This window comes from Methanomassiliicoccales archaeon, from assembly GCA_035527755.1.
Lineage (GTDB): Archaea > Thermoplasmatota > Thermoplasmata > Methanomassiliicoccales > UBA472 > UBA472.
In genome coordinates this window covers 1-14,861 of record DATKZX010000006.1, presented here as the reverse complement: position 1 = coordinate 14,861, position 14,861 = coordinate 1, and the positions used below count along the sequence as shown (strand labels likewise).

Genomic DNA, 14,861 nt, shown 5'->3' with positions numbered 1-14,861 from the left:
TGCGAGGTTCTACTGTTCATCGACCCTCACAGGTTCCAGGATGTTCTCCAGTTCTTCGTTGAGATAATGTTCCAGGACCTCTTCCAACCGTGCTCCCTCCAACCTGTAGACGGTGACAAGCTGGTCCCGCAGGGCGTGGAACGATATCTCCCCTATCTCGGGGGTGATCAGGGCGTCGACCTTCTCCCGCACGATCGTGTTCACCGCATGCAGACCAGCGCGGTGCTCGCGATCCTTTTCATCATTGGCGATGATGGTCCATTCCTCCAACCTACGCTCCTTCTTATTGACGGATACCAGGGCGAAGTAGGGGGCCCTTCCGAACTTATCCGAGGGAATGGAATCCAAGCCTCCGTCGTTGTTCAACGGCACCACCACGCGCACCTCCGAAACATCGCAAGGCTCGATGTGCACGGTAAACCTTTCCAATCGGCCAATGTTCTTCCGGACGTCCATCTCCAGGCGTCCGGCGATCTCGTGAGCCCTCTCCACATCGAGATGTTTCCTTACCTTGACTGCGACCTCCCCAAAGAGGAATGGTCCAGACCTCCGGAGCTTAAGGTCCGCGAACCCCTCTACACCAGCTATTCCGCTTATGGTCCCGATGACCCGGTCCTCGATCTCTCTGCTCGGTGAGATGTCCATGAGGGTGAACACGGCATCCTTGATGGACTCCAATCCGATCTTTAGTATGATTATGGAGATGACGATGATGGCCCCCCCTTCGACATAGGGCACTTCGAAATAGGCCAGGGCGATGGCGGCGACCACGAGCAATGATACGAACACATCCATGAAGGTGTCCCTGGAATTGATGATCAGGGACTGGGAGCCGATCTCCTCTCCGACCTTCCTCTGATACTTGGCCAGCAGAGCGGACACGGCCGAGGATATCAAAGCCACCCCGCCAGCCAGCAGGGGATTGGACACCTCCGATCTCTCCAACAGTCGGGAATAGCCTTCGAGGACAAGTTCGATGGCCGCGTAGATGATGAAAAGGGAGATGAAGAGGGTGGCTATGGATTCGGCCTTGTAATATCCGTACGGGAAGCGCTCATCCGCTTTCCGGCGCGAGACCCTAAGCCCGAGCCAGGAAGCGGTGATCGGAAGTACGTCGATGGCCGAGTGCACGGCGTCGGTGATCAGCACCAGAGAGCCTGTTAAAAGTCCCCCCGCCCCCTTTCCCAGAGCCAGGAGTCCAGTGACCCAGGATGAGACCATGGCGCCCCGCTCCCCCTTTCTGAGGAGTGCGTCAGCGTTGCTCATCTCCCCCATTTCCCTATCATCCTGGTCCCACATCGAGGACATTTCAGGCTTGAGCACGGTCTCCCTCGATCATGAGGCTCGGAATGACCGCAACTGGGACACAAGCATTGAGAGGGAGGGCCCTCTGTCAAACCTCTTCTCCGTCGGAACATACCACACGCACGGAGATATCATCGTCCGAGGGCCATAAGCCTAATCCCAAATCAGGGTCCGGCCCGATCCATTTCCAGTCGGTAAGATCACTATGATGATGAAATGAAAAGTGAGGCCGTCCGAATTTGAATCGGAGTCTCAGGCTCCCAAAGCCCGAAGGATGGACCAAGCTACCCTACGGCCCCTCGGCGCCGTGATGGCGTGTTCAGTAATATATAATTGTCTAAACTGGCAATTGATATATATTCGAAAGGTGCAAACACCGTGCATGAACGGTCGCGCGGCAGCGGTGGCGGGGATCGCCATAGCCATCGTCATCATGCTCTTGGCATTCTTCTTATTGGGCGGCATAGCTCAGGACCCCGATGGATTTCAGGAGGGGGAACTTACCGCTCCAGCGATCAATTTCATAGACGATACTGTCATGGAACCGAGCCCGGTCAGCGGACTGGACTATTCGGTTCACCTCAAGACCTCGATGAGCTATACGAACGTATACCAGGAGTTCGGCGGGACCATAGAGCTTTTCATTGAGAACGCAGGCTCCAATGAGGTGTTCGTCAGCGCCTATAGCTTCAATTGGGAAGGCCAGGGTGATGTTTTTTCGGTGAACTGCTCCGAGTACATATCGCCGGGTGAGGAAAAGGGATTGGGGATATTGTATTACGAAGGACCGGGCACGAGCGGTACGACGACCTTTGAGATCCATATGAACCTGTGGGCCTCCTCCCCCAACGGCAACTTCTGGAGCGATAAAGGGACATTGATGGTCGGTAGCAACGATATGGAATGTCTGTTGGAGCCTGAACTACACGCTCGGGAGATTGATAGGAACCCGGTCAAGTATTACAATCGGTTCAACGATCTGGTGGATCTCGAGGCCGTGAGCGATCTTGCCGAGAGGGTGCTAGACACTGTACCCGGTGACTATGGCGTGTTGCAGATCATCGAAGCATATGAACTGATAAGGGCGGAGTTCCCCTATCTGTCAGATACCGACGACCATTGGCAATCGGCTTCGGAGACCATTTCCTTGGGTACCGGTGACTGCGAGGACCACGCCATATTGCTATCGTCCCTGCTCACCGTCCTAGGCGGTGACTGCCGGATCGACCTCATCAGTGGGCACGCGTTCCCAACGGTCTACATAGGGAACAGCACTTCCCAGGCGTTAGAGGTCAAGGAGAACGTCCAGGCCTTCTACGGTAACCAGGTGCCAGTTTTCTGGATCGAGGATGAGCTGGGATTCTGGTTGGTGGTGGATACGGTAGGCATGCCCTATGCAGGAGGATATCCCGCGGCCAGTATTCCCATCGGTACCGATGGGGGAGATTCCTGGAACTTCGAGCTCGCTGATTGGATCTTGATGATCGACGTGACCGGGGAGACGGTGCCCGGTCTGGTGCTCTAGTCCGGTTTGGCCACTATCTCCCGCACCGCTTTGCGGATGGCCTGAGCGCTGTTCATGCTCGGTTCCCAGCCGTAGGAGCGTAGTTTTTCCGAGGACAGGAGCATGCTCTTGACGTCCCCTATCCATCCGCGGCCGCCCTGGACCCCACCTGTCCACCGGTACACGACGCCACGCAGTTCCATGGAATCGATGACAATGTCGGCGATCTCTTTGACCGTCAAACGATCGACCGATCCCAGGTTGAACATCTCCACCTTGTTCCTGGCGTACTCTGCGCCAATGATCATGCCGCGCACGCAATCGTCCACGTGTACGTATGATTTCACCGTTCCCGGCTCCGCGCCCAGTATCTCAAGTTGGGTGGGGTCGTTCCGCAATTTGGCCACGAAGTCGTGGAGCACGTTGTGCGTACTGCGGGAGCCGACCACATTGGCGAAGCGGAAGATGACCGCCTGCATGTCGAAGGAATGGGCGTAGGAGCAGATCAACGCCTCGCAGGCCAGTTTCGTGGCTCCGTAGACCGATATCGGCACCAGCGGTCCATACTCCTCCGGGGTGGGTATGACCGTGGTCTCACCGTAAACCGTTGAGGTGGATGGGAAGACGACGTCCTTGATCCCCAGGCTCTTCATCGCCTCCAACACCCGGTAGGTGACCTCGATGTTCTGCTGGTAGTGCGACAAGGTGTCCTTCGCTCCCGACCTTACGTCGGGGTTGGCGGCCACATGTATCACCATATCCGCGCCCTTGAAAACATCCTTAAGATCGTCTTTCAGCAGGTCCGCCTGGATGAAGGTGAAATCGTCATAGGCCTCCGCCTCCTCTAAGAACGACCTCCGTCCAGCGCTGAAATTGTCCACTCCGACCACGTGATTGCCCATCTCAAGAAGGGCGTCCGTGAGGTGGCTGCCAATGAATCCGGCGCAGCCGGTCACCACTATCTTATTGCCTCTGATCTTCATTTCTTTCCCTCCATCCTTTGCTTCAGCTCCCTAGCGAGTTCCACCATGGCCTTTCCTCGGTGAGAATGATGGTTCTTGGTCACCATGTCCATCTCGGCGAAGGTCAGCTCTTGCCCATCAGGCATGAAGATAGGATCGTATCCGAAGCCGCCCTCCCCCCTCTTCTCAGTTATGATACGTCCAGGTGACCGTCCGGTGAGGGTGAACTCACCAAGCTCGTCGGAGCATACCCCGATGCAGCATTCAAAATGGGCGGAGCGGTTCAGGCCATCCAGCAATCGTAACATTCCCTGGCAGCCGATGGTTTGCATGACGTAGGCCGAATAGACTCCGGGGAATCCGTTCAGGGCCGGCACGAACATTCCGGAATCGTCCAATATGAAATCACGGTACCCGTCCCTCTTCAGTCGTTCCATGCACGCCAGTACCACCTCGTGCAAGGTATCGGCCTGTATCTCGTCGCAATCCGCCTGGAGATGCTTTACCTCGATGCCCAACGGATAAAGGCCGTTCCGGTACTCTTCCAGCTTGTGCTCGTTGGATGTCACCAGGTTCAATATCACGCGTACCGCCCCCTCTCCTCAATGTCCTTGACCTTGGCCAGGACCTCTCGCCCCCGCGGGAGCTCTCGAGCATAGGTCTCGACGATCAGATCGTAGGCATACAGCATATCCGAGTGTGCCGATTGGAACGCTTCCTTCAACAGATGCAGGTCGACACCCATCTCTTCCATGCTTGCGGCCTTGGTTCCCATTGAAAGGTCGATGAACCAAATGCGTTCGTCCTCCATGATCATGTTGGAGGTGGTCAGGTCGCCATGGGTCATGCCATGGCCGTGCATTCTGGCCACCATCCGTCCTATCTCCTGGCAGATGCGCCTAACCTCCTCTTCCGAAGCGGTGGCCAAAGCATCCTTGACCCGCGGTCCATCGATCTCCTGCATGCACAGTTCCGCATTCTCCAGGTCGATGTCGTACACGATGGGGGTGGGGACCCCGCAGCTCCGGGCCTCTTGAAGCAGTCGGGCCTCCATCTTGGTGCGGTGGGCTCGAAGAGATTGGTCCAAGGTCGGGTGACGGTACGTCTTGGGTATGCGGCTTTTAATAAGCACGTTCCTCCCCATCCACACGTCCCGACGGATCTCGGCCTCCGCCCCTCTTCTTATCACTTGCACGGTCCAAGTAAAGTCAATGCTCGGTTATTATCCTTTCACCCTCCCTCGATGATAGCCAATGACCTTTCGTTCCGTAATGGAAGAAGGCCCGCAGGTTCACGGACGGATCGCCGTTCGCGAACTTCATATCAGGTGGTAGCAACCGAACCACTCTCTGATCCAAATAGCGGGGGTCCAGCAGAACAATGGCCGCGCGATCCTCCTCACGGCGTATGGCCCGGCCGCATGCCTGAAGCACCTTGCTCAAGGCCTCGTAGGTGTCCAGATATAACCGGGCCTTCTCCTCTCCAATTCTTTTGGCCGTTCGAAGCATAAGCTCCTTCCTCTCCAGACCAGGGGGCGGGATGGGTAGTCCGGCCACCATGACCGCGGAGATGCATCCGGCGGGAAAGTCCACACCTTCGGAGAAGGAACCATGAATATTGCATAGCAGGAGCACGTTCGGTCCATCCAGCAGACGTCGGGTCAGAGCGTCCTTTTCCTCCTTGCCCAGGCCGGGACGCTCAGCCAGCAGCACCTTGTCCAAACGGATGTTCCTCAACTCCCGATGCACCGCAGATAGATAGGAGTAGGAAGGGAGGAACACCAGCACGTTACCCGGTACGTCCCTGCTTAGTTGAGCTACTCTTTGGGACATATCCTTCGTACTCTCTCGACAGCGTTCACGGAATCGGGTGCCTACTTCCGGAACGATGATCGCCAGGCGTCTCCGGGCATCGAAAGGTGATGGATAGGTCCGGCAAAGGCAATCTTCTATGCCCAGTAGGGTGGCGAACACCTCTGGTGGATGCAAGGTACCGCTCATGAATATGGCGCCAGAACAATGATGGAGCACGTTCTGCACTACCAAGGAAGGTTCCAGGAAACGAAGGGAGATACGGCTCTCGTCAGGATGGGCTATGCGCATGCCAGCCTCGCCAAAGCGATACCAATCACGCACGAACTCATTTCGCTCCTCCAGTATCTCCGGTTCAGGGAGGCCAAGGGATTCCAGGTGCGTTCGTAGCTCCCCGGAGAAAATTTTCCGGTGACCTTGAGAAAGCATCTCTCTCCAGACCCTTTCTAAATCGTCATCGTCCGAGGAAGGTACGATATGCTCTTTGCTGAACATTTCCCTGATCCGGGATGGTAGGTTGTGGGCCTCGTCCACCACCAAATACTGTGGTCGGGAAGATCCTTGGAACCGCAGGATATCGGGAAGATCGCCGAAGACCCTGGAATAGTCTCCGACCACCAGATCGGCACCGTTCAAGGCAAATCTCGCGGTGAGGTATGGGCACGCCCCTCGCCTCACACATAACGACATCGATTCCTGGGCGTGCATGGGCCTCTGCAGGACCTCCTTGGCACAGAGGACAATGCGTCTCTCCGCCTGCAGATGGCAACGTTTTCCGTTCAGGCAAGGGGGTCGGGGGCCGAGGGGACACATGCTCTCCCTGGAGAGTAGGTCCACTGTCCTGATGGCCGCGGGCAGGACCTTAACGGTTTCAATGACCGCCCGATGCTGCGATTGCTTTGGTGTCAAGAACACCGTCCTGCCATTACGGCCCATGGCTGCCTCCAATGTCGCCGCCAACGCCACCGCGGTCTTCCCTAGCCCGGTTGGAGCGTGGGCCACCAGCACATTACCGGAACCGAGGCAATCTCTCGCATCCTGCAGAAAGTCCCGCTGTCCGTGTCGGAGGCCAGGAAAAGGGAAAAGATCGATCGTCCCGGAACTCATATGGGTTCATTCGCGAAGAGGGCGTTCTCCCTTGGCACTACGATGAGACTGACAATATGCTCATTGCCGAGAAAATGGAAATACAACCAAGATTGTAACCATCCTCAAGGTGATACCCTGAAGTACAATATTACTGGAGACAACCTGCAGTGCGTAAACGTTGAGTTCTCCCCGGGAGAGGTAATATACTCTGAAGCGGGAAGCATGGTGTACATGAGCGGCAACGTGCGATTGGAGACCAAGGCCAAGGGTGGAGTAATGTCCGGTCTCAAGCGGGCCGTTACCGGAGAATCATTCTTTGTGACCAACTTCCACGCCGAGGGAGGTCCAGGTATGGTAGGGTTCGGGGGGAACGTACCAGGAAAGATCGTTCCCCTAGATCTGAGGGGGGGAAAGCAGTGGCTGCTCCAGAAGACCGCTTTCCTAGCAGCGGAGGACGATGTCACCTTGGACATTGCTTTCCAGAAGAAGTTCGGTGCTGCCCTGTTCGGCGGCGAGGGCCTGATCTTGCAGAAGGTCCAAGGGGAGGGCACTGTGTTCGTGGCCGGTTGCGGTGACTTCATCGAATACAACCTCGCGCCCGGTCAGGTCATGAAGGTCTCCACAGCCAATACGGTGGCCTGGGAGAGCAGCGTACAGTATGACATTCAAAGCCTGGGGATAAAGACCGCCCTGTTCGGCGGGGAAGGGCTCTTCGTAACCACCCTCAGGGGACCGGGACGGATCATTCTACAGACCATGACCATGTCCAAGTTGGCTAATTCATTGGTCCCCTTCCTGCCCGATAGGAAGTGATGAAATGGCCTCTCGAGGGGCGGACACCACTATAGTGGCGCTGTTGATGGTCAGTATCATAGCCGTGGCCTTCTTGGCCCTGCTTTTCCTTCCCTTGGTTATAGCTGCTTTACTCGTGATAGTGGCTGTTATCTTCGTGGCGGTGGCCGTGGCGTTCATACTGGGTGGGCTGATGGTGATCCCGTTCTATTTCCTGAAACGAAAAAAGAACGTCGAGCCTGGCTCCTACCGGATGGAGCAGATGGACGATATGCAACAAAAGGAGAGGAAGTAAACTTGGAGGAACTGGTGCTATTGCCGTTCCGATGCTCCACCCTGGACGAGATGCTCGACGGAGGGGTGGAGAGCGGATGTCTAACTCTCATCTACGGCGCGGCAGGCACCGGCAAGACCAATCTATGCCTCACTTTGGCCCGGGAGGTCGCTCTACAGGGCAAGAAGACGGTGTACGTAGATAGCGAAGGCGTGTCCATGCAACGCCTCAAGCACATGGCCGGAGAGGACCAGGAAAAGGTTCTGAAGGAGGTCTTGATCAGCGAGGTGCACAGTCTGGAGGACCAGGACCGCATGGTCAATAAGGCCATCAAGCTCGCGGAGGGGAATTCCGAGATCGGATTGATAGTCATCGATTCCATGACCATGTTCTACCGTCTGGCGAGCAAGGACGACGAGCGCGTTGAAAGACGATTACTAGGGGGGCAGAGCGCCAGATTATTGACCCTGGCCAGAAAAAAGAACCTGCCGGTGGTCATAACCTCCCAGGTGTACACAGACATGGAAACCGGGGTCTTCGAAGCGTTAGGCGGCAATGTGCTCCATCACAATGCCAAGACCATAATCCTGGTGGAGAGATTGGCTCCTGGAAAGCGAAGGGCGGTGCTGATGAAGCACCGGCATTTGGCGGAGGGCCGTTCGGGAATATTCTACCTTACTGACAAAGGGATCGAGACCGAGCCTCAGATGTCCCTGCCCACGGCGTAATCGACCATCTCCCGTAGCATATCCTTCTCCGTACAATCCATCAGGCAGGAGAGCAGTTCCTTGGCGCGCTTGGCGTAATCCAGGGCGAACTGACGCGCATGCTCTATGGAACCGATATCCTCCAGCAGCTGGGTTGCGGCTTGGACGGCCTCATCGCTGGCGTTGGCGTTGCCCAGGGCAGCGGTCAGGACGATCTTCCGGGGGTCCTTCTCCAAGCGTTCCAGGGCATCGACGACGATCAGCGTTCTCTTGCCATTGCGAATGTCGCTGCCCACTGGTTTGCCGGTCTTTTTGGCATCGCCCTTGATCCCCAGGACGTCGTCCCATATCTGGAAGCCGATCCCCAGGAGCCGCGCGTATTCTCGCATGGACGATATTTGTTCCTCCGTTCCCCGCCCGATGATCGCCCCGCCCTCGGCGGCGCAGGCGAAGAGAACGGCGGTCTTCTTCTCCACCATGTCCAGATATTCTTCCCGAGAGACCTCCGCCCGCTCTTCGTTATCCACATCCATCTGCTGTCCTTCAGCGACGAGGAACACGGTGTTCGAGACGGAGCGTAGCAAGCGGCGGATGGCCTCACCATCCACATCCGTGTCGGCAAGAATCTCGTACGCCCTGGCGAACAAGGCGTCCCCAGCGATGATCGCTGTCGGTGTATCGAAGGCGATATGTACTGCCGGTTTGCCACGACGGACCGGGTCCTGGTCGATGACATCGTCGTGGACCAAGGTGAAATTGTGTATGATCTCTAGTGCGCAGCCGAACGGGAGCGCCGCTTTTCCTCGGCCTCCCACGGCCTCTGCAGTAAGCATGGCCATGACCGGGCGCATGCGCTTCCCCCCCGCTTCTGGATAATGTCTCATGGCCTTTATTAGCTTCTCATGCTTTCCATGCTCCACGTAGAGAAGGATGGCCTGGTTGATCTCCTTCACCATGTCTTTCATCTTCTTGGTGTGATCCATGATCATCAATCCTCCGCTGCTGAAAGCCAATCGGCTGTTCTTCCGCTTACTATGATCCGGCGTCGTCTCAGGTCAGCCACCTCGCTGCATCCGGTCAGGAACATGGCCGCCTTGAACTCCGCCTTCATCATCTCGAGCTTGGCGATCACGCTCTGGGTCGAATCCATGGCCTCTGCCAGTAATATTCTGGCGCAACCAGCTGCATTACCGCCGAGGGCGATGCCTTTGGCCATGCGAAGACCATTGTCCACTCCTCCACTGGCGATGATCTCCAGGCCCACGTCCGCCTCGATGACCGCCGCTGGGGCCGGTATGCCCCATTCGAAGAAGGTGGCACCTACACCACTAGCTACCAGGTCATGCTGCATGCGGGCCCGGTGCATCTCCACAACGGCGAAGTTGGTACCGCCCATGCCTGAGACGTCCATTCCCCGAATGCCAGTGCCCTTGAGCTGCAAGGCCGTCTCCCGGGAGATGCCAGCACCGGTCTCTTTGACCATGCATGGAAGTTCTTTGGCCAACGATCTTATGCCTTCCAGGCAGCCTAATGCGTTCACATCGCCCTCCGGTTGGATGACCTCCTGCAGGAAATTGAGATGTATGGCCATGATATCCGCGTCGATGAGCTCCCTGGCTCGAAGTACGTCCTCGAGAGAAAAAGGCCCTTTGTTCTTCTGTCTGACCAGTTGTGGCGCGCCCACGTTCCCGATGACCAGCGGCACGTCATATTCTTTGATCAATGAATAAGTGCCATCATCACCGTGCTCTATGGCCGGTCGCTGGCTTCCCACTCCAAATCCAATTTGCATCTTGGCGCAGGCCTCGGCCAAATTTCGATTGATCTTCTCGGCCAGAGGGAAGCCTCCGGTGATGGCCGTGACCACCAATGGGAATTCCAGTCTCTTTCCGAACAAGGTGACCGAGGTGTCGATGTCGTCCATGTTCACCTCAGGCAGAGCCTGGTGCACAAAATGCACGTCCGCCCAATAGTCGTAATCGGAAACGACATTCTCATTCAAGGTGACATCGATGTGGTCCGATTTCCTCCGCTCTATCTTCTTCATATGGATCCACCTACAACTCTGGAGGCAATGACCGAACGTCCCTTCATGGCCGCCTCTAGCCTTCCTGGTACCTTGCCATTGAGCACCAGGCATTCTTTGGTTCGGCCGGCCATATCTATCATGAATTGAATTTTGGAATAGATGCTGCCGGTGACGTCAACGTTCCTCTCCGTCCTTGGCAGTGCGTCCAGCACCGCCTTGTTCACATTCTCTATTAGTTCTGCGTCATCATCCATATTAGGATCGCCGGTGAAGACGCCATCCACATCGGTGACGAACAGCACCTTGTCCGGACTGAATTTCTCGGCCAAGGACATCATCAGCTGGTCACCCGAGCATATGCTCAATCCGCGCTTCTGGTCCCAGACCACGTCGCCAAAGGTCAACGGGACCATATTCAGGTCTAAATATCTCTGGAAAAGGTCAACGTCCAGCATCTCTAGTTTTCCCTGGTTCATTCGAGCACAGGAGGCAGGTGGGAGTGATACGACCGGCAGTCCGCTGTCCAACATGCAACGGGATATTTCCAGGTTCAGTTCTCGGACATCGGCCATGACCTTGGCCGCCCCCATGATCTGGGAGGGTCCATCGATACCCAGGTGCAGCCTGTGCTCCTTGGCCAGCATATGCCCGAACGATCCAGCGCCGTGAACGATCATGACCTTCTCGTCCGAAGAGGCTATCTCCAAAGTCAAACGGCTGGCGATCTCACGATCGAAGGTGCGGTATCTGCCCTTATCGGTAATTACGCTGCCACCTAACTTGACCAGTATCATCTGCTTCCTCAGGATAATTGGTCTTTGGGTATTAATGTTTCAACCGAGGGGATATGAAAAAGCTCAGATCCGCCGGCCACATTTAGGGCAGAACGCATCCTCAACCGATACGTCGGTTTGGCAATGTGAACAGGTCCGCTGCACCTCGACACGAGTGCCGCACTTTCTGCAAAAAAGGTCCTCCTGGGGGACACCGATACCGCATTTGACGCACTTTCTTTCCGGTTTGGGGATCTTGATCCGGGACACCTCTTTCTTTGGTTCAGATAGACCTGGTGAAGATACTCCCATCATTCTCCTGGCCCTCATTCCCTCCTTTAGGGCTTCATCGTATCTCTTCTCAGCGAAACATTGCTCGGCCTGGGCCAACCGCTCCTTCGCCTGGGCAATATCCTTGCCGCATGCCTCCTCTGCCTCTAAGTGGGCACGGCATGAATTGATGATGAAACGAGATTCGATCAGGTTCGGTTCTAATTTCGTGACTTCATGAGCCGTCTCGTGCTCCTCATCCAAGGGTGATTTCGGTTCCGTCTTCGGTGCATCACCTAAAGACATCTCTATGAAGGGGGCATTGATCAATATGTCCCTGGCCTTCTTGGCGGACTCCTTAGAAGAAACGAAACTGCCTCGGTTGTAAGCCTGTTCAGCCTGAATGATGACCAGTTCGGCCTCACGCGTGTCCTTCCCCTTCTGCCTGAGGGCCGAGGCAATGGCCTTAGTGGTGGCGATGTTATTGTAGGCATCGTCCTTGTCTATGGCCTTGTCAAGGTACTCTCTATTGCGGGTGCGCATGAATCGAAGTTCGATGTATACCACTATAGCCAAGATAATAAGCAGGACGACCAGAAACACGAGGTCAACGTCCAGTACAACCACCTTCGATTATGAAATCAATAGGTGATTTATCAATATTAATTCTATCGGGTACTGGAATATTAAAAAATAAAGGTAAGAAAGAATGGCTGACAGCGTTCCAGGCTTCCCGTGGGCTCGCGCACCACAGTACAACGGAGAACGCGGGCGGGCTTAGCTTCTGGGATCAGACGAGACCAGGCGTATCCCCGCCGCGATGGCCGTCAAACCATTCTGGAACAGTGCAACCAATCCGATTATAAAAACTTATTTGGAAGGCGTAGGGCACGATGTGATAGAGGTGGATGAAATATGATCCGCTTGAAAGACCGGGGCGATCATTTCCATAAAATTCTAATTGGAATATTAATTTCATATTATAATAGTACAATAATATGCAATGGAAAAGAAAATATCGTAATATTTTTACGAATTTTGCATGAGGTTTCTAATATATCGGTGACTAAAAACAGAGTTATTTTTCAATAATCTATTAAAGCCAGCTATCTCAAGGATGCCAAAATATTGTTTCGATTATTATCAATGTTGATACTAAGCATTAAATACGCACCTAACCTAGTTAAGAGTCGATTCAACCTCGGAAAGGACAGATTTCATAATCTAATCAACGCACACGCAAATCCACTAATGCACGGCCGCTTCGGCGGTTGGATCATCGAAGGGGGGAATAAGGGCATGAGTGCCAATGGCGACACTGATAGTAGAACAAATCTAGCGAAGATAGGGGCTTTATTGATCGCTATCTTCATGATCAGCGCCGGATTCATAACAATTCTTCAGATCACTGTTGAATCCGGTTCTGCGGCAGATAATTATCCGGCGGAGTATTTCGTCGGGTATGATTCTGGATCGGCAGTATGGCAGAACGCGAACTTGGGTAAGGCCTATATGGAGGGAGATTGGGTCTCTTACCAATTGCGCCTAGATACCGGAAGTAAGATATGGGGTGCAAGTGAGTTCAGTATCAAGTACAATTTCTATCAAGTATCTAGTAATGCGATTTACATCGATGGGTTCGATACATCTCTAGCAACCGGGTTCCAATATTCGACCGGGGACGTGCTAGTAGATGGAACGGAGATTCCGGGAGCCGGATGGGGTACACATATCCCAACGCCCGAAACCGGTGAGGCTGCTGGAACCGGACCGACGATCATAAACTTCATGGATGAATTCGATGGCACCACCGATTCGGATGCAACTCCGGATCAATTTAGGTATTTCACGGTGAAGGACCTGTCATGGCCCACTGCCACGGACCATGTGATAATCTTCTTCAGGGCTCATCTGTCCCTGAGCATCATCTGGCAGCAGGACCTGGAAAAGATCCTGCCGCAGGCGATGTCTGGAACTGAGTTCTCAAGTTGGGGCACAGGCACTTCGCACCAAGGGTCCTCATATGCAACTGGTTCTTCCAGGCATTTCTACCTGGAATTCCCTGGAATTGGTCTAAAGACAGTTCCGATTCCAATTACCGCCTACCCGACCAATGTGATAAGTGGACAGAAATTCGTCAACCTCAACCCGTTCGATGGTTGGAGGATATCGATGGAGGGAAAGCTCTATCTGTGGGGATCCTGTGAAAATATGGTCTTCATCCCCTATTCATCCAATGTATTGACCGGTGATGGACCGTGGGCGAATGGGTATTACGCATTTGATGGTTTGCCCAAGGGAAATTACACCGTATGGGAAGAGGATAAGGTTGGGTATGTACTGGTCCTCATAGGACGCGATCCCGGCTTAGTTAGCCCATATCACGACTGCGTTTCTGGTGAAGATTGGCCCAATCCCGATAGAACCACGGTATACGTGGATATGGTGAGGGGGACCCAAGCAGAGCCTCATACTCAGTTGATCAATTTCTACAATGTCTTCGGGACACCAGCAATAGACATTGAGAAGTATGTCTGGAACGGAGCGAACTGGGAGGACGCCGATACGGCGACCGGGCCTTTCCTGACCGCTGGACCTGTGCAGTTCATGATCAACGTGACCAACACTGGAAACGTGGAACTGACGGATGTTACGGTAACCGACGATAAGTATGGTGACGTGACGGTCCCGAGCGTCCTAGCTGCCGGAGAATCAGTTGAGGCCATGTACAACATGGAATGGGTCGCTGGACAACAGGAGAACAGTGCTACAGTTACCGGCTGGTTCGACGCCTTAAACGAAGAAGTGACCGATAACGATCTGGCGCACTACTTCGGTGCTGCTCCTGGAATAGACATCGAGAAGTATGTCTGGGACGGCGACAGCTGGGAGGATGCGGACACGGTCACCGGACCTTACCTGCTCTCTGGGCCGGTAGAGTTCAAGATCGTGATCACCAACACTGGTAACGTGCCTCTCAACGACATCGAGGTCGATGACGACATGTACGGTGGAGTGACCCTGCCGGGCACGACCCTGGCCGTGGGAGCTCACATGGATGTCGAGTACAGCATGGCCTGGGCATCCGGACAGCAGGCGAACACCGCCTGGGTGGACGGCTACTTTGATGATCATATGTACAGCGACAGCGACATGGCGCACTACTTCGGTGCTGCTCCTGGAATAGACATCGAGAAGTATGTCTGGGACGGGGACAGCTGGGAGGATGCGGACACGGTCACCGGACCTTACCTGCTCTCTGGGCCGGTACAGTTCAAGATCGTGGTCACCAACACCGGTAACGTGGAGCTGAGCGACATCGAGGTCACTGACGACATGTACGGT

Annotated in this window: 14 protein-coding genes, 1 tRNA gene and 1 rRNA gene; 5 read left to right on the top strand and 11 right to left on the bottom strand. The window is 54.8% G+C overall.

Annotated elements, in window-relative coordinates; all coding sequences use genetic code 11:
- Positions 1–9 precede the first annotated feature (9 nt).
- Both VMW85_02150 and VMW85_02145 read right to left on the bottom strand, forming a co-directional pair.
- Positions 10–1,323 carry a cation diffusion facilitator family transporter gene (locus VMW85_02150; protein HUT26834.1) on the bottom strand — a complete coding sequence of 438 codons (1,314 nt, stop codon included), beginning with the start codon at positions 1,321–1,323 and terminating at the stop codon, positions 10–12.
- Between the two features lie 206 nt (positions 1,324–1,529).
- Positions 1,530–1,604, bottom strand: a tRNA-Pro gene (locus tag VMW85_02145).
- A gap of 83 nt (positions 1,605–1,687) precedes the next feature.
- Between VMW85_02145 and VMW85_02140 the strand changes: the two genes are divergently transcribed.
- Positions 1,688–2,830 carry a transglutaminase-like domain-containing protein gene (locus VMW85_02140; GenBank protein ID HUT26833.1) on the top strand — a complete coding sequence of 381 codons (1,143 nt, stop codon included), beginning with the start codon at positions 1,688–1,690 and terminating at the stop codon, positions 2,828–2,830.
- Here VMW85_02140 and VMW85_02135 read toward each other — a convergent pair.
- Genes VMW85_02135 through VMW85_02120 form a run of 4 tightly spaced genes read right to left on the bottom strand, consistent with a single transcriptional unit; the run spans position 2,827 to position 6,689 of the window.
- Positions 2,827–3,792 (bottom strand): NAD-dependent epimerase/dehydratase family protein, encoded by a 966-nt coding sequence (locus VMW85_02135; protein HUT26832.1) that lies wholly within the window; start codon positions 3,790–3,792, stop codon positions 2,827–2,829. The two genes, VMW85_02140 and VMW85_02135, sit on opposite strands and share 4 nt — an antisense overlap.
- Positions 3,789–4,355: an RdgB/HAM1 family non-canonical purine NTP pyrophosphatase gene (rdgB, locus tag VMW85_02130; protein ID HUT26831.1), complete on the bottom strand. Its 567-nt coding sequence runs from the start codon at positions 4,353–4,355 to the stop codon at positions 3,789–3,791. The genes VMW85_02135 and rdgB overlap by 4 nt, the downstream gene beginning before the upstream one ends.
- Positions 4,352–4,966 carry a KEOPS complex kinase/ATPase Bud32 gene (locus VMW85_02125; protein ID HUT26830.1) on the bottom strand — a complete coding sequence of 205 codons (615 nt, stop codon included), beginning with the start codon at positions 4,964–4,966 and terminating at the stop codon, positions 4,352–4,354. The genes rdgB and VMW85_02125 overlap by 4 nt, the downstream gene beginning before the upstream one ends.
- Positions 4,967–4,979: 13 nt before the next feature.
- Positions 4,980–6,689 carry an ATP-dependent DNA helicase gene (locus VMW85_02120; GenBank protein HUT26829.1) on the bottom strand — a complete coding sequence of 570 codons (1,710 nt, stop codon included), beginning with the start codon at positions 6,687–6,689 and terminating at the stop codon, positions 4,980–4,982.
- A gap of 42 nt (positions 6,690–6,731) precedes the next feature.
- Here VMW85_02120 and VMW85_02115 point away from each other — a divergent pair, with 42 nt between their 5' ends.
- Genes VMW85_02115 through radB form a run of 3 tightly spaced genes read left to right on the top strand, consistent with a single transcriptional unit; the run spans position 6,732 to position 8,465 of the window.
- Positions 6,732–7,484 carry a TIGR00266 family protein gene (locus VMW85_02115; protein HUT26828.1) on the top strand — a complete coding sequence of 251 codons (753 nt, stop codon included), beginning with the start codon at positions 6,732–6,734 and terminating at the stop codon, positions 7,482–7,484.
- A 4-nt stretch (positions 7,485–7,488) separates the two neighbouring features.
- A complete protein-coding gene (locus tag VMW85_02110) occupies positions 7,489–7,758 on the top strand; it encodes a hypothetical protein (protein ID HUT26827.1) in 270 nt (89 codons plus the stop codon).
- A 2-nt stretch (positions 7,759–7,760) separates the two neighbouring features.
- The gene (gene radB / locus VMW85_02105) at positions 7,761–8,465 is read left to right on the top strand and encodes a DNA repair and recombination protein RadB (protein ID HUT26826.1); all 705 of its coding nucleotides are present in this window, start codon (positions 7,761–7,763) and stop codon (positions 8,463–8,465) included.
- Here radB and VMW85_02100 read toward each other — a convergent pair.
- From VMW85_02100 to rrf, 5 genes are all read right to left on the bottom strand, one after another.
- On the bottom strand, positions 8,441–9,433 hold the full coding sequence (locus tag VMW85_02100) for a polyprenyl synthetase family protein (protein HUT26825.1): 993 nt from the start codon (positions 9,431–9,433) through the stop codon (positions 8,441–8,443). The two genes, radB and VMW85_02100, sit on opposite strands and share 25 nt — an antisense overlap.
- On the bottom strand, positions 9,433–10,491 hold the full coding sequence (fni, locus tag VMW85_02095; GenBank protein ID HUT26824.1) for a type 2 isopentenyl-diphosphate Delta-isomerase: 1,059 nt from the start codon (positions 10,489–10,491) through the stop codon (positions 9,433–9,435). The genes VMW85_02100 and fni overlap by 1 nt, the downstream gene beginning before the upstream one ends.
- Positions 10,488–11,267: an isopentenyl phosphate kinase gene (locus VMW85_02090; GenBank protein ID HUT26823.1), complete on the bottom strand. Its 780-nt coding sequence runs from the start codon at positions 11,265–11,267 to the stop codon at positions 10,488–10,490. The genes fni and VMW85_02090 overlap by 4 nt, the downstream gene beginning before the upstream one ends.
- A 63-nt stretch (positions 11,268–11,330) precedes the next feature.
- The gene (locus tag VMW85_02085; protein HUT26822.1) at positions 11,331–12,143 is read right to left on the bottom strand and encodes a zinc ribbon domain-containing protein; all 813 of its coding nucleotides are present in this window, start codon (positions 12,141–12,143) and stop codon (positions 11,331–11,333) included.
- A gap of 84 nt (positions 12,144–12,227) precedes the next feature.
- A 5S ribosomal RNA gene (gene rrf / locus VMW85_02080) occupies positions 12,228–12,348 on the bottom strand.
- 467 nt (positions 12,349–12,815) lie between these two features.
- Between rrf and VMW85_02075 the strand changes: the two genes are divergently transcribed.
- The coding region (locus VMW85_02075; protein HUT26821.1) for a hypothetical protein at positions 12,816–14,861 on the top strand (2,046 nt) is incomplete at its 3' end.